Raw genomic sequence first — 25,463 nt, forward strand, 5'->3', positions numbered from 1 at the left:
CCGAGCGAGGCGGCTCTATACGGAGACCCCGATTTGTCAGCAAGCGGATTCTGACAAGACCGCGAAACTTTCTCAAAGACTCATGATCGATGGTCATGAACAAGCACCATCAGCCCGCTATGTAGGTGCGCAAGCTCGCCGCCTCCTGGGCATGCTCGGCGATCTGGCATTTCACCACATCGCCGATGGAGATGACGCCGACTAAACGCGCGGCCTGCATCACCGGCAGATGTCGGATGCGCCGATCGGTCATACGAGTCATCAGGACGGACATCTCCTCCCCCGGCTCGGCGAAGATCACCTTGGCCGTCATATAGTCGGCGACCGGACGATCCAGTGCCCCTACGCCATCGGCGGCCAGGGCCTTGACCACGTCCCGTTCGGAGAAGACGCCGACGACATGGTCGCCGTCACAGACGACCAGCGCCCCGACCCGTTTCTGCTCCAGCTCCCCGCAGGCCTGCGTCACCGTCAGGTCGGGCGTGATGGAGAAGACGGCGTTTCCTTTGGTCTTGAGGATTTCGGCGACGAACATCGCGGCTCCTTCTCTCTATAGAAGAGACGACCGCAGGGCCGGAATGGCGACAGGGCCGCTCGGGAACCGATGATTGCTCAGCACACGCCAGGAATCAAACGCCGCCGATGGATTTCGGCGCGACGCCCTTGCCGAACAGCCGGCCCAGCGGGCCGATCGCAATGAAGCCGACGACGAAGCCGACCGCGTGGGCTTCCCAGGCGATACGCGCGCCGTCGGCGCCCGGCGCATAGCCGATCAGGCCGGTCACCGCATTGACGGCCATCCAGGCGATGGCCGCGCCTATCACACGGCGGTCGGTCATGGGCAGCACCCTGCCCTGCCCTCCAAGCAGCCGCGTCGCCGCCCCGATCAGGCCGAACACCGCGCCTGACGCCCCGACCATAGGCTCGGACGATCCCCAATGGATCAGCCCATAGCCCAGCGCGGCCAGCACGCCGCAGCCTATATAGAAGAGCAGGAAGACCGTCGGCCCGATCTTGTCCCCGAACAGTCGAGCCACCGGCGTTCCGAACGCCAGCGCCGCGACCGCATTCATGATGGCGTGGGTCCAGCCGCCGTGCAGCAGCATGGCCGTCAGCAGTCCGCCCCAGCGTCCCTGCTCCAGATCCACCGGCGCGAAGGCCATGCTCATGCCCATGTCGGGCAGATCGCGCTGGAAGAAGAATAGCGTCGGCATCGACAGCACGATCAGCAGCACGACCAGCGGCACGTTGAACGCCGGTTCTCTGACGGGCTGGCTATTCTGCGGTTCGAATCGACCGGGTGCGTCTGACATGGCGCACAAATGCTCAGTGACCTGCGTCACATCAAGCGCTTCTTAATAACCTTAATGCAGGTTGGGGTGCGGATCTCCCCTGGGGTCCGCCGTTCGTTTGCGCGCGAGGAACCCTGTAATGCCCGCCAAGAGGCTGTTTCTATCCACCGCCGTCGTGGCCGTCGCCGCTGCGGCGAGCCTGCCGGCTGCGGCCCAGTCCACCGGATCCGGCAGCGCATCGCGCTTCCAGCAGGGTTACGGCGGCGCGCGTTCGGCCGCCAGCACGGCGACCACCGGCTATACCCGCGACGCCAACGGCAATCGCCTGATCGTCAACGGCATAATCCAGCCTGGCGCCTCGTCCTATTCCAGCCAGTCGGGCGGCGTCGCCTCGGCCTATGCCGGCGCAGGTTCGTCTAGCAACGGCGGCACGACCATCGGCGGCTCCACCGCCATCGGCAACCAACTGAACGTGGTCGTCCAGGGCAGCCGCAACACCGTCATCGTCAACTCGACCCAGACCAACACCGGCGCGATCAACGCCGGCACGGCCCTGAACGGGAATATCAACCTGCCATGAGCCGCCGCCATCTCATTCGCGGGGGAGCGGCCGCCTCGGCCCTCGCCCTGCTGCTCGCCGGCTGCGTCAGCCCGGTCGCGGGTCCGTCGGGTCAGTATGCGACGCCGATCGGCAATGCGCCGGTGACCGCCAACCCGACCCCCTATTCCGCCGCGCTCTATTGCCTGGCCGACTATGCCCGTCGCTACAATCTGCCCTCGCCGCGCATGGCCGTGGGCCGGATCAGCGACTACACCGGCACGGTCTCGGCCGATGGCGGCCGCCAGATCACCGGCGGCGCCTCCCTGATGGCCAACTCGGCCCTGGCCAAGGCCGGCGCGCGCATCGTCGAACGCTACGACACGTCGGTGTCCGAGCTTGAGCTGCGCTACGCCAACAACAAGCTGATCGGCGACCAGGCCCCCGACGCCCAAGGGCCGGAAGACACTCAGTACCGCCGCATCCTGGCCGGCCAGGTGCCCGGCTCGGACTTCTATGTCGTCGGCGGCATCACCGAGGTGAACTACAACATCCGCTCCGGCGGCTTCGACATCGCCGGCGGCGAGGTCGACAGCAATCGCCCCGGTTCGGGCATCGTCAACCACCGCGTCTATGTGATGAACATCGCCATGGACCTGCGCCTGGTCCAGACGACCACGCTCGAAGTCGTCGATGTCGTCTCCTATCAGAAGCAGATCATCGGCCGCGAGATTTCGGCCGGCGTGTTCGACTTCCTGAACGGCAACGTCTTCGACATCTCGGCCGGCACGGGCGGGATGGAGCCGACGCAGCTGGCCGTCCGCGCCCTGGTCGAACGCGCCACGGTCGAGTTCATGGCCAATCTCTACGGGGCTCCCGGCCCCGAAATCTGCCTCAACCCCGCCAACGATCCGCTTGGCGATTCCACCGTCGGTCCGACCGGCGGTTATTATCCGGCCTATCCCACTCAGGAGACGAACAATGGCCAGACACGCGCCGATCCGTCTCGTTGGCATGATGGCCGCGACGGCGACGTTCGCCGCTCTCGCTACTGAAGCGAGCGCGCAAGCGACGCCGGTCTGCGATCCGCAAGCCGGCGAAGCCTGTTCCAGCACCCAGACCCAGTCCGGCGACGTCACCGGCCTGGTGAATATCGACCTGTCCGTCGATCAGGTGACCGTCAGCACCAGCGCCCAGGGCAATGCGCTCGCGGGCGGAGTGACGTCCGCGTCCGCCGGCCTCGTGTCGCGTCAGACCATGACGGGATCGGCTGTGGCTCGTAGCAACGTCGTCATGAACGGCGAGGCCGACGGCCAGCTCAGCGTCGATACGACCGCGCGCGGCAACTATCTGGGCGTCACAACCAACGGCGCGACCTTCGCCGTCGATGCGACCCAGTCCACGACCGGCGACCGCGTCCAGGCCGGAACCTATGTCCAGGCGCCGGGCGGCCGCGTGCTCCAGGGCGGCTTCGCGACCAGCGCCGCCGTCGCCAACACCGTCGCCATGGGCGGCCCCTCTTCCTCGCTGACCGGCGCCATCGATCAAACGGCACAGACCACCGTCTTCGCCGAGACCGTCGCCGATGTTCAGTACATCCCCGCGCCCGCGACCTTCTCGTCCCAGGCCGTCGCAAACTCGGTCCAGACCAATACGACCGGCGCCTCGCACCAGGACCTGGCCATCCGTCAATCCAATGCGGCTTCGACGACCGAAGCGCGCACCGACGTCTATGTCGATAACGGCTGGGATCTGACGGTCGGCGCCAACGCCGGCGCCAACCAGGCGATCACGGCCAACGCCGGCGGCTCGATGCTGATCGAAACGGACCAGACAAACGCCGGCCGCGTCCGCGCTGACGCCCGCGTCCAGACCAATCTTCAGGGCCAGACGGTGCTGGCCGCCCGCAGCGTCGCCAACGAGACCGTCGCCGGCAACAACGACATCTATCTGAAGCTGGACAACACCCAGCTGAACTCCGGCGGGGTCGAGGCCAACGCGACATATGTCGGCGTCAACGGCTACGATGCCTACGTCGGCGCCGACGCGGTCGGCAATGCGGTGACGGGCTACGCCTGTTCCCAGTGCGGAGGCGACGTCAACATCACCAACTCCCAGACCAACACCGGCAATGTCACCGCCACGACCAGCGCCACGGTCGCCTCGGGCCGCAACGCCGTCGTCGGCGCCAACGCCGTCGGCAACACCGCCACCTTCTACATCAGCCGCCCGGGCGGCTGACCCAAACATGACAAGTCGGTAAGGTTCGTCGGCCCAGCTTGCCGGGAAGGCAAGCTCGCTTTACACATCCGGCATCGCGCCATCGGGGGTTGCGGTTTCGGAGTGATACCATGCGTTCTGCGCGTCATCTGCTGCTCGTCGCCGTCTCGGGACTGGCCCTTACCACCGGAGCGTTCGCCGCTCCTGCTCTCGCCCAGACCGCAGCCCCCGCAGCCTCGGCCGGCCAAGTCGCGCCGTCCGCCCCCTGGGCCCAGGCCGCCAGCGACATTCCCACCGATCCCGCCGTCCGCTACGGCGTGCTGCCCAACGGCATGCGCTACGCCCTGCTGCACAATGCCACGCCTCCGGGCCAGGCCTCGTTCCGCCTGCGCATCGACGCCGGTTCGTTGATGGAGCGCGACGACCAGAAGGGCCTGGCCCACTTCATGGAGCACATGGCTTTCAACGGCACCAAGGAGGTGCCCGAGAACGAGATGCTGCGCATCCTGGAACGCCTGGGCCTGGCCTTCGGCGCCGACACCAATGCCTTCACCAGCTTCGACCAGACCGCCTATATGCTGGAGCTGCCGAACACCAAGGACGAGACGGTCGATCCCAGCCTGCACATCCTGCGTGAGATGATGTCGGCGGCCCTGATGGCGCCGGACGCCATCGACGCCGAGCGCGGCGTCATCGTCGGCGAGGAACGCACCCGTGACACGCCGCAGCTACGCGTGCTGAAGACCCAGCTGGGTCTGCTGGCGCCCGGCCAGCGCCTGTCCGAACGCCTACCGATCGGCGACCTCGACATCATCCGCAACGCCCCGCGCCAACGGTTCGTCGACTTCTACGACGCCTATTATCGCCCCTCGCGCGCCACCTTCATCGCTGTTGGCGACTTCGACGTGGACGCCATGGAGGCCAAAGTCCGCGCGGCCTTCGCCGACTGGAAACCCACCGCCGCCGACGGCCCGGAACCCGATCTCGGAACTGTCGCCGCGCGTGAACCCCAAACCAGCATCCTGGTCGAGCCGGGCATCCAATCCTCGATCCAGCTGAACTGGATCAAGAACCCCGACCTGGAACCCGACACGGTCGCCGAACGCGCCGCCGACATCCGTCGCGGCCTGGGTCTGGCCGTGCTGAACCGTCGCCTGGGCGAGATCGCCCGTATGGACAACCCGCCCTTCATCGGGGCCGGCGCCGGCTATCAGTCGCTGTTCAACAGCCTGGACGCGGGCACTCTCGCAGTCGCCTTCAATCCGGGCGGCTGGCAGCGCGCGCTCGAGACCGTCGAACAGGAAAGCCGTCGCCTGGCCCAGTACGGCGTGACCGACGCCGAGCTTCAGCGCGAGATCGTCAACACCCGCACCTCCCTTCAGAACGCCGTGGCCTCCGCCGCCACGCGTTCGACCCCCGCCCTGGCCACTGGCCTGCTCGGCGCGGTGAACGACGACGAGGTGTTCAGCACGCCCCAGGCCAACCTCGACATCTTCAACCAGGCTGTCGAAGGCCTGACCGTTGATCAGGTCGATCAGGCGACCAAGGCCGTGTTCGACGGCCAGGGCCCGCTGGTGCTGTTCAGTTCGCCCGTCCCGGTCGAGGGCGGCGAGGCCGCCGTCACCGCCGCCCTGGAGGCGTCGCGCAACACGCCCGTCCAGGCCCGCGCTGTCGAGGCCGAACTGAAATGGCCATACGACAGTTTCGGCGCCCCGGCCGCGCCGGAATCCCGCACCGAAGTCGCTGACCTGGGCGCCACCCTTGTCCGCTTCCCGAACGGCACGTTGCTGAACATCAAGAAGACCGACTTCCGCGCCGAACAGATCCTGGTCAGCGCCCGGACCGGCATCGGCGAACTCGGCCTGCCAGCCGATACGCTGTCGCCCCTGTCGATGGCCAGCACCGTCCTGACGCCCGGCGGCCTGGGCAAGCTCAGCCTGGACGAGATCAACCGCGTCCTCAGCGGTCGCACCTACAGCGCCTCCGTCAGCCAGTCGTCCGACGCCTACGTCTTCTCGGGCGCGACCAAGCCCGCAGACCTGCAGCTCGAGCTTCAGGTTCTGGCCGCATACCTGACCGATCCCGGCCTGCGCGCCGCACCGTTCGAACAGACCAAGGCCATGTTCCCGCAGATCCTGGCCCAGCTTGGCGCCACGCCGCGCGGCGTGTTCCAGCGTGACGCCTCCGGCCTGCTCGCCAGCGGCGACGCGAGAGAGATGACCCCGACCGCCGAACAGGTCGCCGCGATCCAGATCGACGACGTCAGAAACGGCGTCCGCTCTGCCCTGGCCCAGGGTCCGGTCGAGATCACCGTCGTCGGCGACGTCGATGTGGACGCCGTGATCGCCGCCGTCGGCTCGACCTTCGGCGCCCTGCCCTCGCGCGGCGTCGAACCGACCCCGCCGGCCGGCTCGGCGGAACGCAAGTTCCCCGCCCCCGTCGCCACGCCGGTCCAGCTGCACCACACCGGACCGGCCGAACAGGCGCTGGGCTTCGTCGCCTGGCCCACGACCGACCAGATCGGCGACCGCAAGACCGCGCGTCAGCTGTCCATCCTGTCGGACGTGCTGCAGCTGCGCCTGAACGACGAGATCCGCGAGAAGCAGGGCCTGGCCTACGCGCCCAACGCCGGTTCCAGCGCCTCGGATGTCTATCCCGGCTACGGCTTCATCTCGGTCACGGCCGAGACCCAGCCGTCGGCCCTGCCCAAGCTGTTCGAGACGGTGGACGCGATCGTGGCCGACCTGCGCGACACGCCCGTGGGCGAGGACGAGCTGAACCGCGCCCGTCGCCCCGCCGTGGAACGCATCCGCCGCAGCATGGCCGACAACGGCTACTGGCTGACCCAGCTGTCGGAAGCGCAGTCCAACCCGGCCTCGCTGGACCAGACGCGCAGCCAGATCGCCACGCTTGAGGCCGTCACCGCCGCCGACCTGCAAGCCCTTGCGCGTCAGTATCTGAAGCCCGACGCCGCCTGGCGCGCCACCGTCACGGCCCAGGACACGGCCGCAGCTCCGGCGGATTCTGCCGCCCAGTAAGCCGCACGAAAAAGGCCCCGGTCCATCGCGGACCGGGGCCAGTCTTCAGGATCGTCGACGGAGAGCCGACGGTCTTATTGTGTCATCCGCACCGTGAGCGGCGGCTGAACGGGCCGGTTCGGCTCCCGTTCAGAACACCCGGCCGCCGACGCCGCCGTCCAGGGTGATGACCCCGGTCAGCACGGTCGCGCTCTCGACCTGTTCCTCGCGGTATTCGGTGTATTCCTCTTCGCGGTACATCGTGAGGATCTTCACCCCGGCGCCGTAGCGACGCAGCAGCGAACGCTCGTTGCAGTCGCGTTCGGGCTTTTCGGGACGGCATTCCAGCTTGCCGCCCTGGCCGAACCACAGCGCCTCGTGCTTGCGGCAGGTCAGGGTCGTGCCGTGATCGAAGCTGATGTCGCCTTCATAGTCGGCGATCGTAGCCTGCAGCCAGGTGCCGGCCAGGCAGCGATAGATTTCGCCCTCATAGCCCTCTGCGATCTCGCGATCGGGCTTCACCTGCGAGGCCGGGTGCGGCACCTGGCGGTCGTCGATGCAGACGGCCTGGATGACGACGCGCTTCATCATGCTGCGGAAGGCGGTGTAGGGGGTCCGCACCGTCTGGGCGACCATGCCCTCGACGGCCAGGCCCTGGATGGTGGTCGGATAGGGCTGGTCCACGCTGACGTAAGCTGCGCCGCCGCCCCCGCCATAGCTGCCCGAAAAGCCGCCCGCTCGCGCATTCACATAGGACCGCGCGCCGGAGTTCGCATTGGCGTTGGCGTTGGCGCTCGCCCCGACGTTGACGTTCACATTGACGTTCGTGTTGACGTTGCCGTTCCAGTTTCCGTTCCAGCCGCAGTTTCCACCGCCACCGCAGGACGGGGGCGCAGGCGGCGGGGGCGGCTCGCACGAGGTGCAGGGCGGCGGCTCGCAGCCCGAGTCGCACTGCGCCAAGGCCGCGCCAGCGCCGGTCGTGACGACGAAGCCCGCCGCCAAGCCCAGCATCCATTTCGTGATCCGCAGCCGCATCGGCGGGACTCCCAAGCGAATTTCGTGTCGGCCAGACAAGACGCCAGCCGATCCTGCATTCACCAAAACGACAAAAGCCTTTCGTTTCCGTTGATGAGCCGCATCCTTCGGGATGGCGCAATGCCGCATGCGTCTGCTAGACCGCCCGCATAATGACCGTCCGCGTCCTTCTTCGCCCGATTTCGATTAGCCGCCCGGCGTAGCGCCTCTGGGCCTTGCCTAGCGCACGTCGGGACGACCGCCCCTAGACCGGGCGAAAGACACCGCCCTCGAGCAGCGCAAAGCGCGATAGGGCGAACGAAGACTGCGAACGCTCACCCCACGACGCCGAGACGACCCCATGGCCGACGCCCCTGAATCCACCGCCCGCGACTATCGCGACACCGTCTTCCTGCCCGAGACGCCCTTCCCCATGCGCGGCGGCCTGCCCCAGAAGGAGCCGGTCATCCTGGAACAGTGGGGCGACCTCTATGGAACCCTGCGTGCCGAGCGGCAGAAGCAGAACGCACCCCTCTACGTCCTGCACGACGGCCCGCCCTACGCCAACGGCGACATCCACATCGGCCATGCGCTGAACAAGACGCTGAAGGATTTCGTGGTCCGCAGCCGGTTCCTGCTGGGCTATGACGTCGACTATGTCCCCGGCTGGGACTGCCACGGCCTGCCGATCGAGTGGAAGATCGAGGAACAGTTCCGCGCCAAGGGCCGCCGCAAGGACGAGGTCTCCAAGGACGAGTTCCGCGCCGCCTGCCGCGACTACGCCGGCAAATACATCGACCTGCAACGCGACCAGTTCAAACGCCTGGGCATCACCGGCGACTTCGCCAACCGCTACGCCACCATGGACTTCACGTCCGAGGCGGCCATCGTCGCCGAATTTCACAAGTTCAAGAACTCGGGCCAGCTGTATCGTGGCTCCAAGCCCGTCATGTGGTCGCCGGTCGAGCGCACCGCCCTGGCCGATGCAGAGATCGAATACCACGATCACGTGTCACCCACGATCTGGGTCAAGTTCCCGATCACCGGCGCGTCGGACGACCATCCCGACGACCTGCTGGCCTTCCGCACCAGCACCCCGTCCATCGTCATCTGGACCACCACGCCCTGGACCATCCCGGCCAATCGCGCCATCTCCTACGGCCCCGAGATCGCCTATGGCCTGTATGAGGTCACGGCCATGGAAGAGGGTCTGGAGTTCGCGCCCTGGGCCAAGCCGGGCGACCGTCTGATCGTCGCCGACAAGCTGGCCGAGGATGTGTTCAAGGCCGCCAAGATCGCGGCCTGGACCCGCGTCTACGACATCAATCCCTCGGGCCTGGAAACCGCCCACCCGCTGGCGGCGCTGGACAGCGGCTATGGCTTCTCCGTGCCGTTGCTGGCCGGCGACCACGTCACCGACGACGCGGGTACGGGCTTCGTCCACACCGCGCCGGGCCACGGCGCCGACGACTTCGAGGTCTGGAAGGCCCACGGTCATCACGAGGTGCCGGACACCGTCGATCCCGACGGCGCCTACTACCCCGGCGTCCCCCTGTTCGCCGGCCTGAAGGTGCTGGAGACCGAGGGCAAGAAGACCGGCAAATTTGGTCCCGCCAACGGCGCGGTGATGGACAAGCTGATCGAGGCCGGAAACCTGCTGGCGCGCGGCCGGCTGGAACACAGCTACCCGCACTCGTGGCGCTCCAAGGCGCCGATCATCTTCCGCAACACCCCCCAATGGTTCATCCGCATGGACGAGCCGCTGAAGTCCGGCGACACACTGCGCGAAACGGGGTTGACGGCCATCGACGACACGGCCTTCCACCCCGCCGCCGGCAAGAACCGCATCCGCTCGATGGTCGAGGGCCGTCCCGACTGGCTGGTCAGCCGCCAGCGCGCCTGGGGCACGCCGCTCGCCATGTTCATCGACAAACAGACCGGCCAGCCTCTGCATGACCCCGAGGTCGACGCCCGGATCGTCGCGGCCGTCGCCGAACACGGCGCCGACATCTGGTTCACCGCCCCGGACGCCGATTTCCTGGGCGCCCACGACCCGGCCCGCTACGAAAAGGTCGAGGACATCCTGGACGTCTGGTTCGACTCCGGATCGACCCACGCCTTCACTCTGGACCCGCGCCTGCCGGAAAACGGCTACACCGGCGACCGCCCGGCCCACTGGCCCGCCGACCTGTATCTGGAAGGGTCGGACCAGCACCGCGGCTGGTTCCAGTCGTCGCTGCTGGAAGGCTGCGGCACCCGTGGCCGCGCCCCGTTCAAGGCGGTCCTGACCCACGGTTTCACCCTCGATGAGAAGGGGGAGAAGATGTCCAAGTCCAAGGGCAACACCACCGACCCCCTGACCATCATCAAGGAGTCCGGCGCCGACATCCTGCGCCTGTGGGTGGCCCTGGTCGACTATTCCGAGGACCAGCGGATCGGCAAACAGATCCTCCAGACCACGGTCGACGCCTATCGCAAGCTGAGGAACACTGTCCGCTATCTGCTGGGCGCCCTGGCCGACTTCGACGAGGCCGAGCGGCTGCCGCTGGACCAGATGCCGCCGCTCGAAAAGTTCATCCTGCATCGCCTGCATGAACTCGACGCCCATGTGCGCCAAGCCTATGCTGAATACCGGTTCCAGGACGTCGTCCGCCCGGTGCTGGAGTTCTGCTCCAACGACCTGTCGGCCCTCTATTTCGACATCCGCAAGGACGCCCTCTACTGCGACCGCCCCGACAGCCTTCGCCGTCGCGCCGCCCGCACGGTGATGGACGAGGTCTTCATGCGCCTGACCGCCTGGCTGGCCCCGCTGACGCCCTTCACTATGGAAGAAGCCTGGACGACGCGGTTCCCGGATGCGGGGACCAACTGCGCGCGGGTGATCCCGGAGACTCCGGCGGAATGGAAGAACACGGCAGAGGCCGAGCGTTGGGCCGCGATCAACACCGTCCTCGAAGTGGTCAATGAATCGCTGGAGTCTGCCCGCCGCGAGAAGCTGATCGGCGGCGCCCTGGACGCCTGGCCTACGGTCACCGCCCCGGCCTCGGGCTTCGCCCCCTTCGACGGCCTCGACGCCGCCGAGATCTTCCGCACCTCGGGCGCCGACCTTGTCGAAGGCGAGACCATCTCCGTCACCGTCGCCACCGCCGACCACCCCAAATGCGCCCGCTCCTGGCGCCGCGTCCCCGACGTCGGCTCAGACCCCGCCTACCCAGACCTTTCAGCCCGGGACGCCGACGCGGTCCGGTATTGGGACGAAACCCACGCGTAAGTCCTTCTCCCCTCGGGGGAAAAGGTGGCTCGCGCAGCGAGACGGATGAGGGGGCTGTTTCCGCAGCTCCCTATTGCCGTTTAGAGCCGGACAGAAACCCCTCACCCGACGCCTGCAATCCCAGCATCTTCCGCAAGGGGAGAAGAGCGAACTCGCTAAAAACGCCTACGCTGTTCGGCGCTGCGCAGGGTGGAGCGGAGGAACTCGGCCGGGGGGTCGGTTTCGGCCAGGACCTCGTCCTTGATGGCGCGGGGTTCGCCGAACAGGTGGCCCTGGCCCATCGCAACATCGAGTTCGAGGATGTCGACGACCTGGCGTTCGTTCTCGACCTTTTCGGCGATGACCTCGACACCGTAGCGACGGGTCAGGGCGGCGAAGTCGGCGGCCTGGATGTCGGGCATGGAACGCAAGGGCGCGCCGCCGTCCAGGTCCAGCAGTTGTTCGATCATCAGGTCGGCAGAAATCTTGATGAACTTGACGTCGGACCGCTGCAGGTCGGCGAAGTCGAGGTCCAGAGTCTGGACCTTGTCCAGCGAGAAGCGGAAGCCGAGGTCGGCCAGCTTGGCCATGTTGCGGGCCTCGACGGCGCCGCGGGCGTCGAAGGTGGCCTGACCCAGCTCGAAGATCAGGGCTTGGTTCAGGTCGCGGTTCTCGCTGAGGAAATCCAGGAACTGCGGGAAGAAGGTCTCGTCGCCCAGCGAGGTCAGGGCCACGTTGCAGAAGACGCCGACCTTGCGATTCTGACGCGCCAGGCGGCGCACGATCTGGGCGCAGCGGAACAGCAGCAGATTGTCGATGGCGGGCACCAGGCCCTCGCCCTCGGCAAGGGACAGGTATTCCGCCGGCATCATCACCCGGTCGGTCGAATCGCGCAGGCGGGTGAAGCTTTCGTAGAAGATGGTCCGGCGCTGCGGCAGGGAGACGACGGGCTGCAGATACAGGTCGACCCGCCCCTCGCTGAGGGCGTCGTGAATGGTGCGAAGCAGGACGTTGGACTGGGCCACGCGACGGCCCTCGAAGGTCTCGACGCCGATGTGGGGCGCGGCCGACAGGCGTTCGTCGATGCTCTCGCTCATCTGCTGGACCAGAGTTTCCAGCATGCGGACTTCGCCGGTCAGGGCGTCGGTGTCGGACAGGACGCCGCTCTCGATGGCGTGGGCCAGTTCGGTCAGGGCGCCTTGCGTCGACTCCATTGCGTCGGCCAGCAGGCGGTGGGCCTCGCGGACCTGGCCGATTTCCTTCTTCAGGACGCGGCGCTCGGCGATGCCGGTGACGATGCCGTGGAATGCGCCCAGCAGCCCCAGCGCGCCGAGCGTTCCAGCCACGCCTGCGCCGATCCCCAAACCGGCGCGCCACAGGAAGGCGCCCACGGTCATGCCGAGGAACAGGTAGGCGAAATAAAGGAAGCCCGTTGTTACGTTGCGCATCGGCTGGCGGCGGCCACTCCCGGATGGAATCGCCTGAGTATCAGGCTATCAATGTCATTCGGCTAGAGCGGGACGATAAATATCCCCGCCAGAACCACGGGAAACGCAATGGAACTGTTCGATCTGACCGGCAAGGTCGCAATCATCACCGGATCGTCGCGCGGAATCGGCAAGGCGATCGCCGAACGTCTGGCCGAACACGGCGCCAAGGTCATCATCTCGTCGCGCAAGGCCGGGCCGTGTGACGAGGTCGCCGCCGAGATCAACGGCAAGTATGGCGAGGGACGCGCCATCGCGGTTCCGGCCAACATCGCCTCCAAAGAGGATTTGCAGCGGCTGGTGGACGAGACCAACGCCGCCTTCGGCAAGGTCGATATCCTGGTCTGCAACGCCGCGACCAATCCCTATGCCGGGCCGATGGCGGGCATCGCCGACGATCAGTTCGAGAAGATCCTGCAGAATAACGTCATCTCGAACCACTGGCTGATCCAGATGGTCGCGCCGCAGATGGTGGAGCGCAAGGACGGGGCGATCCTGGTGATCTCGTCCATCGGCGGCCTTCGCGGCAACGCCCTGATCGGGGCCTACAATATCTCCAAGGCGGCGGACATGCAGCTGGTGCGGAACCTGGCGGTCGAGTGGGGACCGGCGAACGTGCGGGTCAACTGCATCGCGCCGGGCCTGGTCCAGACCGATTTCGCCAAATATCTGTGGGAGAATCCCGAGCTGCTGAAGACGGTCACCGAGCCGGCACCGCTTAAAAGGATCGGCCAGCCCGATGAAATCGCGGGCACGGCGGTCTATCTGTGCAGCCCCGCTTCGGCCTATGTGACGGGCCAGACTCTGGTGGTGGACGGTGGATTGACGATTGCCTGGTGAAGAAACGCGCTCAAGCCCGACGGGCGGTCGCGCCGCGAGTGTAAAGCAAGATCTGATCTGGCGCCTGGAGGCTTTGAGCTTCCAGGCGCTGTTCGGGTTTCTGCGCCTGCTTGGGGTCGAGCGGGCGTCGGGGCTGGGCGGCTGGCTGCTGCGGACGCTGGGGCCGCTGACCGGAACGCAAAAGACGGTGATGCGAAACCTGCGGATCGCGTTTCCCGACATGGCCGACGACGAGCGTCAGGCGCTGGCGCTGGCTCAGTGGGATCAGACGGGCCGGACCTTCGCCGAGCTGGCGGTGATGGACCAGCTGACGCCCGAGGGCGGTCGGGTCGAGGTGGTGGGGATGGAGCGGCTGCACGCCTTGCGCGACAGCGGGCGGCCGGCTGTGCTGATCTCGGGCCATCTGGCCAATTTCGAGGTGATGGCGGCGGTGATCATGGCTTCGGGCGTGCCGTGTCAGGTGACCTATCGCGCCGCCAACAATCCGTATGTCGACGCCCTGATCCGCCAGAGCCGCGAACGGTACGGCATCCGCCTGTTCGCGCCCAAGGGCGACGGGACGCGCGAGCTGATGGCGGGGATGAAGCGCGGCGATTCCATCGCCCTGCTGGTCGATCAGAAATACAATCAGGGGCCGGAGGTCGAGTTCTTTGGTCAGCCGGTGAATGCCTCGCCCGGCGCGGCGCGGCTGGCGCTGAAGTTCGATACGGTCATGCTGCCGCTGTCGGTGGTGCGTCTGCCGGGCGTGCGGTTCCGGGTGACGGCGCACGAACCGATCGTGGTCAATCAGAGCGAGGACAAGGCGGCCGATACGCTGGCAGGAATCCAGGCCGCCAACCGCTTCGTCGAGGATCGGGTCCGCGAAAACCCGGTGGACTGGTTCTGGGTCCACAAGCGCTGGCCCGATAAGGTCTATGCGGCGTTGGAGCGCGAGGCGTCCGACGAACGGCGGAAGGGCCCGGCGTAGGCTTCGAGATCGCGGCGACGTCGGCACGGGCCGAAATAGTCATCGGTCTTGATGAAGGGACGCGGCCGCATGATGACGGCGTTGATCCGGTCCAGCACGGCCTTGGCGGTGATCGGCTTGACGATGAATTCGGTCACCCCCGCGTCGCGGGCCTCATAGACGCGAGTCCGTTCGGAATGGCCGGTCATCATGATGATCGGCAGATAGACATTGGGGCTGTCGGGGCTGTTGCGGACCAGGCGGGTGAATTCGACGCCGTCCATGGGGAACATGTTGAAATCGACGATGGCCAGGTCGATCGCATGCTGGCGCAGCAGGCCGAAGCCCGTGGCGCCGTCGGACGCCTCATAGACCTGGCGGATGTCGGCCGAATGCAGCACGGCCGCCGCAATCGCGCGCATGTTCTGGTTGTCGTCCACCAGCAGGACGTTCAGCGATTTCAGAGAAGACATCAGGCCCCGACCGGTCTGCAAGCGAGGCTATGGGAATGTCCCTAGTCTCGCAAGCGGAGCCATTGATCAGGCGAGGATTTTCGGCGCACGCGCACCGACCATCAGCGACGGGTCCAGATTGCGATCGCGCCATTTCATGCGCCAGCACAGGTGCGGGCCGGTGGCGCGGCCGGTCATGCCGACGCGGCCCAGCGCATCGCCGCGCCGCACGCGCTGGCCCAACTCGACGTCCAGTCGGGACTGGTGCAGATAGCAGGTGATCAGCCCCTGGCCGTGGTCGATCAGGGTCAGGCCGCCCTCGAAATGCATGCCCGAGCGGACGAAGGCGATGCGGCCGTCGGCGGGGGCGCGGATGACGGTCCCTTGAGGCGCGGCCAGGTCGATGCCGTAGTGGGGCCGGGCCGGCGTGCCGTTCAGGATGCGCTGGGCGCCCCATTCGCTGGAAACGCGGTAGGTCTCCAGCGGCCAGATGAAGCCGGACTTGAAGTCGTCGGCGTCGATGCGGCTGGCGAAGCCGTCGGTCTTCAGGACGACCTCCTCGCGGATGCGGGCCAGCAGCGCCGGATCGCTGGGTTCGACCGTGGCGGGGGGCAGGCCGTCGACGCGGGTCGAAGGGAAGGCGTAGGGCGCGATATCCAGGACGCGCCGGGTCGAGCGGTCGCCCGATCGGGCCTCAATCTCGACGCCGCCCGCCGCATCCCGGTCGAAGCCGATGACGAAGAGGCCGGCGTCCGAGGCGGTGGTCAGGGCCTCGCCGTCCACGAAGATCAGGGCGCGGGGTTCGGTGCGGCCCAATGCGTAGCCGCCCTGACGCCAGGCCCCGTTCAGCGCAAGGGGAAGCGCACGCCGATCCTGAGCCAGGGCGGGGGCGGCGACCAGGCTGGCCCCGGCGCCGGTCAGCAGGGCGCGACGCGACGGCGTCATCGGGCCGCCTGCATCCCGGCGATGAACTCGGCCGGTCCGAAATAGGCCTCTTGCCGGGTCGGGCTCCAGTAGCGGAGGATTTCCAACGGGATCGGCTTGTCGGTCACGGCGCACCGCACGAACCGGCCGGGTTTCAGCACGGCGAATTCGCCGTCGCCATAGTGAAGGGTCGCCAGTGCGGCGTTGGTCGCGTCCATGGCGGCAGTTAACGACGATCGGGGATCGAGGCCAAGCGCCGTCTCACGCCGTCGCCGGATTGGGGGCGTTCTTCTCGGCCGCCAGATCGACCGCCGCCTGTTTGGCGTCGCGCGAACCGGGCGCCGGCGGCTTGGGCTTGCCGCCCAGCCGGTCGGTGAACAGGAAGACGAACGGGTTCAGCGAGATCGACAGCAGGGCGGCCGCCAGGATCAGGTCGTGGGTCTCGCGGCTCATCGCGCCCAGACTGACGCCCAGGGCCGCAAGGATGAAGGAGAACTCGCCGATCTGGGCCAGGGCGGCGGCGACGGTGAAGCCGGTCGGACGGTCCAGTTTGAAGCTGCGGGCGATGACCAGGGCCGCGACCGACTTGCCGATGATTATGATGCCCAGCACGCCCAGCACGGCCCATGGCTGGCGCACCAGGATCATCGGATCGAACAGCATGCCGACCGAGACGAAGAACAACACGGCGAAGGCGTCGCGCAACGGCAGGGACCGCTCCGCCGCATTGTGACCCAGGGGCGAGGCGTTCATCACCAGACCGGCAAGGAAGGCGCCCAGGGCGAACGAGTGGAACAAATAATAGGCCAGCCAGGCGATGCCCAGGGCGATGGCCAGCACGCCGAGGGTGAACAGCTCGCGCGACTTGGTATGGGCGATGCGGATCAGCAGCCACGGGACCACCTTGCCCCCCACCACCAGCATGCCGGCGACGAACAGGATGACCTTGAGCAGGGTCCAGCCGACGTTGAGGCCCAGGGCGCCCAGGTCGGTCTGGGTCCCGGCCGGGACGACCATCATGGGCAGCATGACCAGGGCGATGACGATGACCAGGTCCTCGACGATCAGCCAGCCGACGGCGATGCGCCCGATGTCGCCCTTGACCTGTTTGCGCTCTTCCAGCGCGCGCAGCAGAACGACGGTGGAGGCGACGGACAAGGCGAAGCCCATCAGCAGGGCCTCGACATCGCCAAGCCCCAGCACGAACCGACCCAGGGCCCAGCCCAGCAGGGTGGCGGCCGCGATCTGGACCAGGGCGCCGGGAATGGCGACCTTGCGGACCTGCATCAGGTCCTTGGGCGAGAAATGCAGGCCGACGCCGAACATCAGCAGTATGACGCCGATCTCGGCCAGCTGCGGCGCCAGTTCGGTGTCGGCGACGAACCCCGCCGTATAGGGGCCGACCACGACGCCGGCGACCAGATAGCCTACCAGCGGAGACAGCTTCAGACGATTGGCCAACATGCCGAACACGAAGGCGAGGACGAAGCCTCCGACCAGGGTGAGAATCAGGCTGTCGGCATGCGTCATCGCGGCTCCTGCAGGGGCGAGGGGGTGGTTTGGGCAGGCTTCGCAGTTGGTGGCGGCGGGGCCGATTGGCAAGATGACGCAGTGTCGCGATCTGTGGAAATTGGTTCTGTTTTCGCGCTTTCGCAGCGAAGTTTATGGCGGGCTGGGCGGAGCGCTGTGCCAGCGCCCGGAGTTCTGTTGTGGTGTTGCCGTTTCGACGAAGGATATGACGCTCCGCGCGAAGGTTCATGGGGAGGAGACTTTCGCCTCTGCGTCCTAGCGGCTACCAACGCCTCATGACCCTCCCTCACGTCCTGCCTCACTTCGGCGTCGTCGCCGGCGACTACGACATCCTGCTCTGCGACGTGTGGGGCGTGATCCACAACGGCCGCGAAAGCTGGGCCGCGCCGTGCGAGGCCCTGACACGGTTCAACCGCGAGGGCGGCCATGTCGTGCTGATCTCCAACTCGCCCCGACCGGCCTCGGACGTGATCGCCCAACTCGACGGCCTGGGCGTGCCGCGCGAGGCGTGGAAGGCCTTCGTCACCTCGGGCGACGCGACCCGCGCCGAACTGGCCAAGCGCGCGCCCGGCCCGGCGCTGCTGCTGGGGCCCGAGCGTGACGCGCCGCTTTACGCGGGTCTGGACCTGGATGTGGCGGGTGACGCCGGCGCGGCGGCCTTCGTGTCGGTCACCGGCCTGGTGGACGACGAGACCGAGACGCCTGAGGACTACCGCGACCGTCTGACGATCGCCGCCTCGCGCGATCTGGAACTGATCTGCGCCAACCCCGACCGCGTCGTGCAACGCGGCGACAAGCTGATCTACTGCGGCGGCGCCCTGGCCGATCTTTATGAGTCCCTCGGCGGCCGCGTGGTCATGGCGGGTAAGCCCTTCGCGCCCATCTACGACCTGGCCCTCCACGAGGCGCAAACCCTGCTGGGCCGGCCGGTCGATCGCTCGCGCGTCCTGTGCATCGGCGACGGCGTCGTGACCGACGTCATGGGCGCCAACGCCCAGGCGCTCGATTGCCTGTTCATCGCCCAAGGCATCCATGGCGACCAGGCCAAGGGCGAGGACGGGGCGCTGGATCCCGCCCGCGCCGGCGACCTGCTGAAGGCCGAAACGACCTATGCGCGATACGCCGCGCTCGAACTCGCCTGGTAAGGCTCGCCATTTTGTCGCACCGCCGCTAAAGCCTGCATCATGGTCGAATTGGTACAGCAGCATCCGTCCGGTGGTTACATCCTGGACGAACTTCACGTCGGCATGGCCGCCGAGAAAATCGTCGTCGCGACGGAGGATCGCATCCGGCTGTTCGCCGAGGCGTCCGACGACTTCAATCCCGTCCATCTGGACGAGGCCTTCGCATCCAAGACCGCCTATCGCGGCCGGATCGCCCACGGCCTGCTCAGCGCCTCGTTCGGATCAGCCGTGGTTGGGACCATGCTACCGGGCGCCGGGTCGATCTACATCTCCCAGACCCTGGCCTTCCATCAGCCGGTGCGGATCGACGACGTCGTTCGCATCGTGATCACCGTGATCGAGGTCGAGGCCGAGAGCGCGCGGGTCAAGCTGAGCTGCGAAGGCTTCGTCGGCGAGACCATGATTATGGACGGCGTCGCTGTCGTCCGCGTGCCCCGCCGGCGCAAACCGTCCCAGCGTTGATGCAGATCGTCCGCGACTGGCGCGGCCTGTCCGAGGCCCTGAAGGGCGCGGCGGTCGCCGTCGGCGCCTTCGACGGCGTGCATCGGGGCCACCAGGCCGTCATCGCCGGCGCCCGTGACGCCGCCGGACGGCTGGGCGCGCCCCTGGGCGTCGTCAGCTTCGATCCCCATCCGCGCCGCTGGTTCCAGCCCGAGGCTGCCCCCTTCCGCCTGATGACCGCCGACCAGATGGCCGAGGCCCTGGCGCCGCTGGGCGTGGAAATCCTGTATCTGCTGCCCTTCGACGCCGAGATGGCCGGCATGACCGACGCCGCCTTCGCCGAGCGCGTACTGTCCGACGGGCTGGGCATCCGCCACGCCGCCGTCGGTTTCGACTTCACCTTCGGCAAGGGCCGCTCCGGCTCGCCAGAGGGTTTGCGCGCCTATGGCGAACGGCTGGGCTTCACCGTCTCGGTCGCCGAACGCCTGGACGACGCTGATGGCTTGAAACTGTCGTCCAGCGCTGTGCGCGAGGCCCTGAAGGCCGGAGACATGGCCCGCGCCGCCGCCATCCTGGGCCGCCCCTTCGCCATCCAGGGCGAGGTGATCCACGGCGACAAGCGCGGCCGCACCATCGGCGTGCCGACCGCCAACATCGCCTTGGGCGACTACATGCGGCCCGCCTACGGCGTCTATGCGACCCGCAGCCGGCTGGCGGACGGCCGCATCATCGACGGCGTCGCCAGCCTGGGCGTGCGCCCCATGTATGCGCTGGAAACCCCGCTGCTGGAGGTCTGGCTGTTCGACTTCGACGGCGACCTCTACGGCCAGACGCTGGACATCGAACTGGTCGCCTGGCTGCGGGGCGAGGAGACCTTCGACGGCCTCGACGCGCTGAAGGCCCAGATTGACGCCGACGCGGCGGCGGCGCGGGCGGTTCTCAGCGGATCATAGAACCCGAAGCTCCGCCGCAAACCGCTTCCAGTTCTGCACATAGTGTTCGGCCGACATCTTCAGCACGGCGATGTGCGCCGGATCGCGTTCGCGCACCACCTTGCCGGGCTGCCCCACCACCAGGCTGTTATCCGGGATGATCTTGCCCTCGGTGATCAAGGCATTCGCCCCGATGATGCAGTTTCGCCCGATCTTCACCCCGTTCAGCACCACCGCCCCGATGCCGATCAGGCTGTAGTCCCCGACCTCGCAGCCGTGCAGCATGGCCTTGTGCCCCACCGTCACGCCGCGCCCCAAGGTCAGGGGCGATCCCATGTCGGTGTGCAGCACGCTGCCGTCCTGAATGTTGCTGTCAGGACCCACTGTGATGGGATCATTGTCCCCGCGCAGCACGGCGCCGAACCAGACGCTGGCGTTGGTGTGCAGAATCACATTCCCTATCACCGACGCACTCGGCGCCACCCAGTATTCGCCCAGCGGCGGAAGCTGCGGTTTGCTGTCGCCCAATGCGTAAATGGTCATCAGTACACCACCTAATCTTTGAAAAATGAGGGCTTTAACGGATCGCTAACCACGATAGCATCAAACTGTTGATGCGATTCGTGGGTCGCCATTTCGGCCCCGGATCCGAAACCGGATCAAGCCCGATCCGGTCATTGTCGGGGCTTTCGCGTGGCGCGTTGGGATCCTGGTTCGGTTGTTCGGCGGCGGGCCTGTCCCGTTGCAGACGGCCCTGCTGTCGATCCGGGCGGTCGCTGCGATGCGGGCCGCGACCCTTTCCTCCCCAAGACCATCCAAGGCGGAACCCGTGTGGGTCCGCCTTTTTTCATGCCCTGGAGGCGTCCATGACCAAGCGTGCTGCAACCAAGCGTCAAACGCGTGAACACGGAATCCTGGATTCGCGTGATTTCATGGAGGAGTCGAAAGTTCGCCGGCTCCATGCCCCTCACAACGAACGGTCAGGCTGGTCGCCCAACCCGTCCAATGACGACCGCGACCAGGCCTATCTCAAGACGCTGAAGCCCAAGTCCGAGGGCCAGATCGAACTGATGGAGGCCATCGACACCCATAATCTGGTCATGGCGCTCGGCCCCGCAGGCACCGGCAAGACCTATCTCGCCGTCGCCAAGGCCGTCGAGGCGCTCGAGGCCGGCAAGATCGGCCGCATCGTCCTCAGCCGCCCTGCCGTCGAGGCGGGCGAATCCATCGGCTTCCTGCCGGGCGACATGGAGGACAAGCTGGCCCCCTATCTGCGCCCGCTCTACGACGCCCTGTCGGATCGCCTGTCGATGAAACGGGTCAAGGCCCTGATGGCCGAAGGCCTGATCGAGATCGCCCCCATCGGCTATATGCGCGGCCGCACGCTCAACAACGCCTTCATCGTCGTGGACGAGGCGCAGAACTGCACCTACGTCCAGCTGAAGATGCTTTTGACCCGCCTGGGCTGGCACTCGACCATGGTGGTCACGGGCGACCCGCAGCAGTCCGACCTGCTGCCCGGCATCTCGGGCCTGTCCGACGTGTCCGCCCGCCTTGAGGCCGTGCCGGACATCGCCGTGGTTCGCCTCGCCGAACGCGACATCGTCCGTCACCCGCTGGTCGCCTCGATGATCGGCGTCCTCTAGGTCACTGTGTATGCAGCCGGCGCCGCGAGGCGTCGGCTGCACTCCGGTTGCACCCAGAAACCAAAAGCCATTGTCCTCAAGCGCACCGCCCCGCTAAAGGTCGGCTCGCCGCTGATGAGGGATTTCGATGCGCGTAGCGATGATTGGGACGGGTTATGTGGGCCTGGTGTCCGGCGCCTGTTTCGCCGACTTCGGGCACGTCGTCACGTGCATCGACAAGGACCCGTCCAAGATCGAACGGCTGGAGCGGGGCGAGATCCCGATCTTCGAGCCGGGTCTGGACGATCTGGTCGCCGCCAATGTGCGCGAAGGCCGGCTGTTCTTCACCCTGGACGGCGCCGAGGCGATCCGTAACGCCGACGCCGTCTTCATCGCCGTGGGCACGCCGACGCGTCGCGGCGACGGTCACGCCGACCTCTCCTACGTCCACGCCGCCGCCGAGGAGATCGCCGGCCTGATCGAGGGCTTCACCGTCATCGTCACCAAGTCCACCGTGCCGGTCGGCACGGGCGACGAGGTCGAGGCCATCATCAGAAAGACCAATCCGAGCGCCGACTTCGCCGTCGTCTCCAACCCCGAGTTCCTGCGTGAAGGCGCCGCCATCGGCGACTTCAAACGTCCCGACCGCGTCGTCATCGGGATCGACGACATCGACAGCGATACGGGGTCGCGCGCCCAGAAGGTGATGAGCGAACTCTATCGTCCGTTGAACCTGAACGAGAGCCCGCTGCTGTTCGTCGGCCGGCGCACGTCCGAGCTGATCAAATACGCCGCCAACGCCTTCCTGGCGATGAAGATCACCTTCATCAACGAGATGGCCGACCTGTGCGAGGCCGTGGGGGCCGACGTGCAGCAGGTCGCACGCGGCATCGGTCTGGACAAGCGGATCGGCTCGAAATTCCTGCACGCCGGCCCCGGCTACGGCGGCTCCTGCTTTCCCAAGGACACCATCGCTCTCGTCCGCACCGCCCAGCAATACGGCGCCCCGACCCGGCTGATCGAGGCTACGGTCGAGGTCAACGACGCCCGCAAGAAAGCCATGGCCGAGCGCGTCGCCGCGACCCTGGGGACCAGCGTCCAGGGCAAGACCGTCGCCCTCTTGGGCCTGACCTTCAAGCCGAACACCGACGACATGCGCGACGCGCCCAGCCTGGAAATCGCCCCCGCCCTGATCGCCGCCGGCGCCAAGGTCCAGGCCTTCGACCCCGAGGGCATGCACGAGGCCGCCAAACTGCTGCCCGACGTCGAGATGAAGGACAGCGCCTATGACGCCGTCGTCGGCGCCGACGCCGTCGTCCTGGTCACCGAATGGGACCAGTTCCGCGCCCTGGATCTGGACCGGATCAAGCTTCTGATGAAGCAGCCGGTCCTGGTCGATCTGCGCAACATCTATCGGCCCGAGGACATGAAAAGCCGCGGCTTCCGCTACATGGGCATCGGGCGCGGCTGATGGGGTCGCCGATCCTCGTCACGGGTGCGGCCGGCTTCATCGGCATGCACGTCGCCGAGCGCCTGCTGGACCGTGGCGAACAGGTGATCGGCGTCGATATCTTCAACGACTACTATGATCCCCGCCTGAAGGCGGCCCGCGCCGCCCGACTGGAAGGGCGCGACGGGTTTCGCATGGTGCGCGCCGATATCGCCGATCATGAGCAGATGCGCGCCCTGGTCGCGGACGCCGGCGTCAAGCGGATCGTCCATCTCGCGGCCCAGGCGGGCGTGCGGTATTCGCTGGAAAACCCCTTCGCCTACGAGCGGTCGAACCTTGCCGGCCATCTGTCGATGCTGGAGGCCGCGCGCCACAATGGCGTGACCCATCTGGTCTATGCTTCGTCCAGCTCGGTCTATGGCGACCGGCCGCTGGAGGGTTCGGGCTTCCGCGAGGATGACCCGACGGTTCAGCCCGTCTCGCTCTACGCCGCGACCAAACGCTCTTGCGAACTGATGAGCCAGAGCTACGCCAAGCTCTATGGTTTCCCGCAATCGGGCCTGCGCTTCTTCACCGTCTATGGCCCATGGGGCCGGCCGGACATGGCCTATTTCAGCTTCACCCAGAAGATCGTGCGCGGCGACGCCATCGAGGTCTATGGCGAGGGCCAGATGGCGCGCGATTTCACCTATATCGACGACATCGTCGATGGCGTGGTCGCCGTGCTAGACCACCCGCCGGCTCAAGGCGTGCATGAAATCTACAACATCGGCGACAGCCAGCCGGTCGGCCTGATGGAGATGATCTCGACGCTGGAGAACGCCCTGGGTGTCGAGGCGAAGAAGGTAATGCGGCCCATGCAGCCGGGCGACGTGACCGCCACCTATGCCAACATCTCCAAACTGAACGCCCTTTGCGGCTATCAGCCCAAGGTGCCGCTCAAGGCCGGGCTGGAGACGTTCGTCGCCTGGTGGCGGCAGTACGAGAACGGCTGAAGCGAAAGGCGGGGGCCGATGCGACGCGACATCCTTCCGGCCGCCGCCGCACTGCTCGTGTTCGGCGCGACCGAGGCGTCCGCCCAATCACTACGCACGGCCCAGGACCGCACGGCCGACCTGTTCGCCCGCGACCGCGCCGTCGCCGTGCGGGACCGTCCGCAACCTGCCTATGACGCCTTGGGCATCCGCACCGGCGGCTTCACGGTGTTTCACAAACTTCAGTTCGACATCGTCCAAGACGACAACGTCTTCGCAGCCGACGACGACCGCCAAGCCGCCACGACCCTGCGCCTCCGGCCCGAGATGGTCGCCAGGTCCAACTGGTCCCGCCATGCGCTTCAGGCCCACGTCCGCGCCGCCGTCGACCGCAACCTGAACTTCGACAGCGAGAACACCACCGACTGGAGCCTGGGCGCCGCCGGCCGCCTGGACGTGGTTCGCGGCGCGAACATCGTCGCCGGCCTCGAATACGCCAAGGCGCACGAGGCCCGCACCGCCGCCGGCGCCGATCCGACCACCCAGCGGCCCGTCGCCTTCGACCTGACCTCCGCTTCTCTCGGCGCCGAACGGGCCAGAGGACGTCTGCGCGTCTCGGCGCGAGCCGCCGTTCACCGCTACGACTATCGCGACGGCTTCGGCGAAACGGGCGCCGTGATCGAACGGGACGACCGCGACCGCACCGTCTTCACCCTGACCGGCCGCGCCGACTACGCCCTCTCTCCCGCCACGGCGATCTTCCTGCAGGTCGTCAGCGACGACCGCGACTACGAGCGCATCGCCGGCCGCCCCCTGCGGACCTCGTCGGGCCGTCAGACCCTGGCGGGCGTGGATTTCGAACTGGGCGCCCTGGTCCGGGGCGAGATCGCCGCCGGCTATATCCGTCAGGATTTCGAGGACGAGGCGTTCGGCGACCTGGACGGTTTCGTCGGCCGGGCGAAGCTGTCCTGGTTCCCGACGCAGCTGACCACCGTCACGGCCGCCGCAGCGCGAACCGTCGAGGATACGGGCGTGATCGGCTCGGCCGGCGCCCTGCGCACCGACCTGTCGCTCAGCGTCGATCACGAGCTGCTGCGCAATCTGATCCTGACGGCCCAGGCGACCTACGCCGACGACGCCTACAACGGTCTGGCCCGAACCGACACGCGCTTCGGCGCTGGCGTCAGCGTGGCCTATCGGATCAATCGCCGCTACGGCTTCACCGCCGGCCTGAGCTGGCTCGACCAGTCCTCGTCCGGCGGCGCCCAAGGCCCCAGCTATCGAAACACGCGGCTCTACGTCGGCTCGACCGCCCAGTTCTAAATCGCGCGAAGATTGACAACCTGA

At 67.1% G+C, this 25,463-nt stretch carries 23 protein-coding genes; 14 read left to right on the top strand and 9 right to left on the bottom strand.

The features are described 5' to 3' along the window. Positions 1-109 precede the first annotated feature (109 nt). The gene (locus tag ACODSC_RS13390; protein WP_488814485.1) at positions 110-535 is read right to left on the bottom strand and encodes a CBS domain-containing protein; all 426 of its coding nucleotides are present in this window, start codon (positions 533-535) and stop codon (positions 110-112) included. 94 nt (positions 536-629) lie between these two features. After that, positions 630-1,313 carry a rhomboid family intramembrane serine protease gene (locus ACODSC_RS13395; protein ID WP_488814486.1) on the bottom strand — a complete coding sequence of 228 codons (684 nt, stop codon included), beginning with the start codon at positions 1,311-1,313 and terminating at the stop codon, positions 630-632. A 118-nt stretch (positions 1,314-1,431) separates the two neighbouring features. Here ACODSC_RS13395 and hfaA point away from each other — a divergent pair, with 118 nt between their 5' ends. The 4 genes from hfaA to ACODSC_RS13415 all read left to right on the top strand — a co-directional run bounded on the left by hfaA (position 1,432) and on the right by ACODSC_RS13415 (position 7,088). Further along, a complete protein-coding gene (gene hfaA, locus ACODSC_RS13400; protein WP_346497359.1) occupies positions 1,432-1,872 on the top strand; it encodes a holdfast anchoring protein HfaA in 441 nt (146 codons plus the stop codon). Continuing rightward, positions 1,869-2,885, top strand: coding sequence for a holdfast anchoring protein HfaB (gene hfaB / locus ACODSC_RS13405; protein WP_488814487.1), 1,017 nt, complete (start codon positions 1,869-1,871; stop codon positions 2,883-2,885). The genes hfaA and hfaB overlap by 4 nt, the downstream gene beginning before the upstream one ends. Further along, positions 2,812-4,071: a holdfast anchor protein HfaD gene (gene hfaD / locus ACODSC_RS13410; protein WP_488814488.1), complete on the top strand. Its 1,260-nt coding sequence runs from the start codon at positions 2,812-2,814 to the stop codon at positions 4,069-4,071. The genes hfaB and hfaD overlap by 74 nt, the downstream gene beginning before the upstream one ends. Before the next feature lie 110 nt (positions 4,072-4,181). Next, on the top strand, positions 4,182-7,088 hold the full coding sequence (locus ACODSC_RS13415; RefSeq protein ID WP_488814489.1) for a M16 family metallopeptidase: 2,907 nt from the start codon (positions 4,182-4,184) through the stop codon (positions 7,086-7,088). A 129-nt stretch (positions 7,089-7,217) separates the two neighbouring features. On the opposite strand, the gene ACODSC_RS13420 is transcribed toward ACODSC_RS13415, so the two are convergent. Continuing rightward, positions 7,218-8,102 (bottom strand): hypothetical protein, encoded by an 885-nt coding sequence (locus tag ACODSC_RS13420; protein WP_488814490.1) that lies wholly within the window; start codon positions 8,100-8,102, stop codon positions 7,218-7,220. A 340-nt stretch (positions 8,103-8,442) separates the two neighbouring features. Here ACODSC_RS13420 and ileS point away from each other — a divergent pair, with 340 nt between their 5' ends. Then, positions 8,443-11,352 carry an isoleucine--tRNA ligase gene (gene ileS, locus ACODSC_RS13425; protein ID WP_488814491.1) on the top strand — a complete coding sequence of 970 codons (2,910 nt, stop codon included), beginning with the start codon at positions 8,443-8,445 and terminating at the stop codon, positions 11,350-11,352. 155 nt (positions 11,353-11,507) lie between these two features. Here the strand turns inward: ileS and tipF are convergent, their stop codons facing one another. After that, positions 11,508-12,779 (bottom strand): flagella assembly cyclic-di-GMP phosphodiesterase TipF, encoded by a 1,272-nt coding sequence (tipF, locus tag ACODSC_RS13430; RefSeq protein WP_488814492.1) that lies wholly within the window; start codon positions 12,777-12,779, stop codon positions 11,508-11,510. Positions 12,780-12,887: 108 nt separating this feature from the next. Between tipF and ACODSC_RS13435 the strand changes: the two genes are divergently transcribed. Together ACODSC_RS13435 and ACODSC_RS13440 are read left to right on the top strand one after the other, a co-directional pair. Then, entirely contained in the window at positions 12,888-13,658 is a 771-nt protein-coding gene (locus ACODSC_RS13435) for an SDR family NAD(P)-dependent oxidoreductase (protein WP_488814493.1), read from the top strand. Between the two features lie 73 nt (positions 13,659-13,731). After that, positions 13,732-14,625 (top strand): lysophospholipid acyltransferase family protein, encoded by an 894-nt coding sequence (locus ACODSC_RS13440; protein ID WP_488814494.1) that lies wholly within the window; start codon positions 13,732-13,734, stop codon positions 14,623-14,625. On the opposite strand, the gene ACODSC_RS13445 is transcribed toward ACODSC_RS13440, so the two are convergent. The 4 genes from ACODSC_RS13445 to ACODSC_RS13460 all read right to left on the bottom strand — a co-directional run bounded on the left by ACODSC_RS13445 (position 14,571) and on the right by ACODSC_RS13460 (position 17,510). Further along, on the bottom strand, positions 14,571-15,077 hold the full coding sequence (locus ACODSC_RS13445) for a response regulator (protein ID WP_488814495.1): 507 nt from the start codon (positions 15,075-15,077) through the stop codon (positions 14,571-14,573). The two genes, ACODSC_RS13440 and ACODSC_RS13445, sit on opposite strands and share 55 nt — an antisense overlap. A gap of 66 nt (positions 15,078-15,143) precedes the next feature. Continuing rightward, a complete protein-coding gene (locus ACODSC_RS13450; protein WP_488814496.1) occupies positions 15,144-16,001 on the bottom strand; it encodes a M23 family metallopeptidase in 858 nt (285 codons plus the stop codon). Then, entirely contained in the window at positions 15,998-16,198 is a 201-nt protein-coding gene (locus ACODSC_RS13455) for a DUF2093 domain-containing protein (protein WP_488814497.1), read from the bottom strand. The genes ACODSC_RS13450 and ACODSC_RS13455 overlap by 4 nt, the downstream gene beginning before the upstream one ends. 43 nt (positions 16,199-16,241) lie before the next feature. Beyond that, complete coding sequence (locus tag ACODSC_RS13460) at positions 16,242-17,510, bottom strand: cation:proton antiporter domain-containing protein (RefSeq protein ID WP_488814498.1); 1,269 nt, start codon at positions 17,508-17,510, stop codon at positions 16,242-16,244. Positions 17,511-17,785: 275 nt separating this feature from the next. On the opposite strand from ACODSC_RS13460, the gene ACODSC_RS13465 reads away from it, so the two are divergent. From ACODSC_RS13465 to ACODSC_RS13475, 3 genes are read left to right on the top strand one after another with little or no spacing between them, the layout of a single operon-like run. Continuing rightward, a complete protein-coding gene (locus tag ACODSC_RS13465) occupies positions 17,786-18,655 on the top strand; it encodes a TIGR01459 family HAD-type hydrolase (RefSeq protein WP_488814499.1) in 870 nt (289 codons plus the stop codon). Positions 18,656-18,694: 39 nt separating this feature from the next. Next, entirely contained in the window at positions 18,695-19,156 is a 462-nt protein-coding gene (locus ACODSC_RS13470; protein ID WP_426024077.1) for a MaoC family dehydratase, read from the top strand. Then, positions 19,156-20,088: a bifunctional riboflavin kinase/FAD synthetase gene (locus tag ACODSC_RS13475; protein WP_488814500.1), complete on the top strand. Its 933-nt coding sequence runs from the start codon at positions 19,156-19,158 to the stop codon at positions 20,086-20,088. The genes ACODSC_RS13470 and ACODSC_RS13475 overlap by 1 nt, the downstream gene beginning before the upstream one ends. Here ACODSC_RS13475 and ACODSC_RS13480 read toward each other — a convergent pair. After that, positions 20,083-20,610, bottom strand: coding sequence for a gamma carbonic anhydrase family protein (locus ACODSC_RS13480; protein ID WP_488814501.1), 528 nt, complete (start codon positions 20,608-20,610; stop codon positions 20,083-20,085). The two genes, ACODSC_RS13475 and ACODSC_RS13480, sit on opposite strands and share 6 nt — an antisense overlap. Before the next feature lie 311 nt (positions 20,611-20,921). On the opposite strand from ACODSC_RS13480, the gene ACODSC_RS13485 reads away from it, so the two are divergent. From ACODSC_RS13485 to ACODSC_RS13500, 4 genes are all read left to right on the top strand, one after another. After that, positions 20,922-21,713: a PhoH family protein gene (locus ACODSC_RS13485; RefSeq protein WP_409714732.1), complete on the top strand. Its 792-nt coding sequence runs from the start codon at positions 20,922-20,924 to the stop codon at positions 21,711-21,713. 127 nt (positions 21,714-21,840) lie between these two features. Continuing rightward, on the top strand, positions 21,841-23,163 hold the full coding sequence (locus ACODSC_RS13490) for a UDP-glucose dehydrogenase family protein (RefSeq protein ID WP_488814502.1): 1,323 nt from the start codon (positions 21,841-21,843) through the stop codon (positions 23,161-23,163). Then, positions 23,163-24,137, top strand: a complete 975-nt coding sequence (locus tag ACODSC_RS13495) for an SDR family NAD(P)-dependent oxidoreductase (protein WP_488814503.1) — start codon at positions 23,163-23,165, stop codon at positions 24,135-24,137. Before ACODSC_RS13490 ends, ACODSC_RS13495 begins: the two co-directional genes overlap by 1 nt. A gap of 18 nt (positions 24,138-24,155) precedes the next feature. After that, positions 24,156-25,439 carry an outer membrane beta-barrel protein gene (locus ACODSC_RS13500; protein ID WP_488814504.1) on the top strand — a complete coding sequence of 428 codons (1,284 nt, stop codon included), beginning with the start codon at positions 24,156-24,158 and terminating at the stop codon, positions 25,437-25,439. The last annotated feature ends 24 nt before the right edge of the window (positions 25,440-25,463 follow it).

The organism is Brevundimonas sp. FG128 (genome assembly GCF_057809775.1).

Coding starts and splice junctions, on each gene's coding strand:
- ACODSC_RS13445 (WP_488814495.1), bottom strand. CDS start 15,077: ATGTCTTCTCTGAAATCGCTGAACGTCCTGCTGGTGGACGACAACCAG.
- ACODSC_RS13495 (WP_488814503.1), top strand. CDS start 23,163: ATGGGGTCGCCGATCCTCGTCACGGGTGCGGCCGGCTTCATCGGCATG.
- ACODSC_RS13465 (WP_488814499.1), top strand. CDS start 17,786: ATGACCCTCCCTCACGTCCTGCCTCACTTCGGCGTCGTCGCCGGCGAC.
- ileS (WP_488814491.1), top strand. CDS start 8,443: ATGGCCGACGCCCCTGAATCCACCGCCCGCGACTATCGCGACACCGTC.
- ACODSC_RS13435 (WP_488814493.1), top strand. CDS start 12,888: ATGGAACTGTTCGATCTGACCGGCAAGGTCGCAATCATCACCGGATCG.
- ACODSC_RS13415 (WP_488814489.1), top strand. CDS start 4,182: ATGCGTTCTGCGCGTCATCTGCTGCTCGTCGCCGTCTCGGGACTGGCC.
- ACODSC_RS13390 (WP_488814485.1), bottom strand. CDS start 535: ATGTTCGTCGCCGAAATCCTCAAGACCAAAGGAAACGCCGTCTTCTCC.
- ACODSC_RS13420 (WP_488814490.1), bottom strand. CDS start 8,102: ATGCGGCTGCGGATCACGAAATGGATGCTGGGCTTGGCGGCGGGCTTC.
- ACODSC_RS13470 (WP_426024077.1), top strand. CDS start 18,695: ATGGTCGAATTGGTACAGCAGCATCCGTCCGGTGGTTACATCCTGGAC.
- hfaA (WP_346497359.1), top strand. CDS start 1,432: ATGCCCGCCAAGAGGCTGTTTCTATCCACCGCCGTCGTGGCCGTCGCC.
- hfaD (WP_488814488.1), top strand. CDS start 2,812: ATGGCCAGACACGCGCCGATCCGTCTCGTTGGCATGATGGCCGCGACG.
- ACODSC_RS13475 (WP_488814500.1), top strand. CDS start 19,156: ATGCAGATCGTCCGCGACTGGCGCGGCCTGTCCGAGGCCCTGAAGGGC.
- hfaB (WP_488814487.1), top strand. CDS start 1,869: ATGAGCCGCCGCCATCTCATTCGCGGGGGAGCGGCCGCCTCGGCCCTC.
- ACODSC_RS13395 (WP_488814486.1), bottom strand. CDS start 1,313: ATGTCAGACGCACCCGGTCGATTCGAACCGCAGAATAGCCAGCCCGTC.
- ACODSC_RS13450 (WP_488814496.1), bottom strand. CDS start 16,001: ATGACGCCGTCGCGTCGCGCCCTGCTGACCGGCGCCGGGGCCAGCCTG.
- ACODSC_RS13460 (WP_488814498.1), bottom strand. CDS start 17,510: ATGACGCATGCCGACAGCCTGATTCTCACCCTGGTCGGAGGCTTCGTC.
- ACODSC_RS13490 (WP_488814502.1), top strand. CDS start 21,841: ATGCGCGTAGCGATGATTGGGACGGGTTATGTGGGCCTGGTGTCCGGC.
- tipF (WP_488814492.1), bottom strand. CDS start 12,779: ATGCGCAACGTAACAACGGGCTTCCTTTATTTCGCCTACCTGTTCCTC.
- ACODSC_RS13455 (WP_488814497.1), bottom strand. CDS start 16,198: ATGGACGCGACCAACGCCGCACTGGCGACCCTTCACTATGGCGACGGC.
- ACODSC_RS13500 (WP_488814504.1), top strand. CDS start 24,156: ATGCGACGCGACATCCTTCCGGCCGCCGCCGCACTGCTCGTGTTCGGC.
- ACODSC_RS13480 (WP_488814501.1), bottom strand. CDS start 20,610: ATGACCATTTACGCATTGGGCGACAGCAAACCGCAGCTTCCGCCGCTG.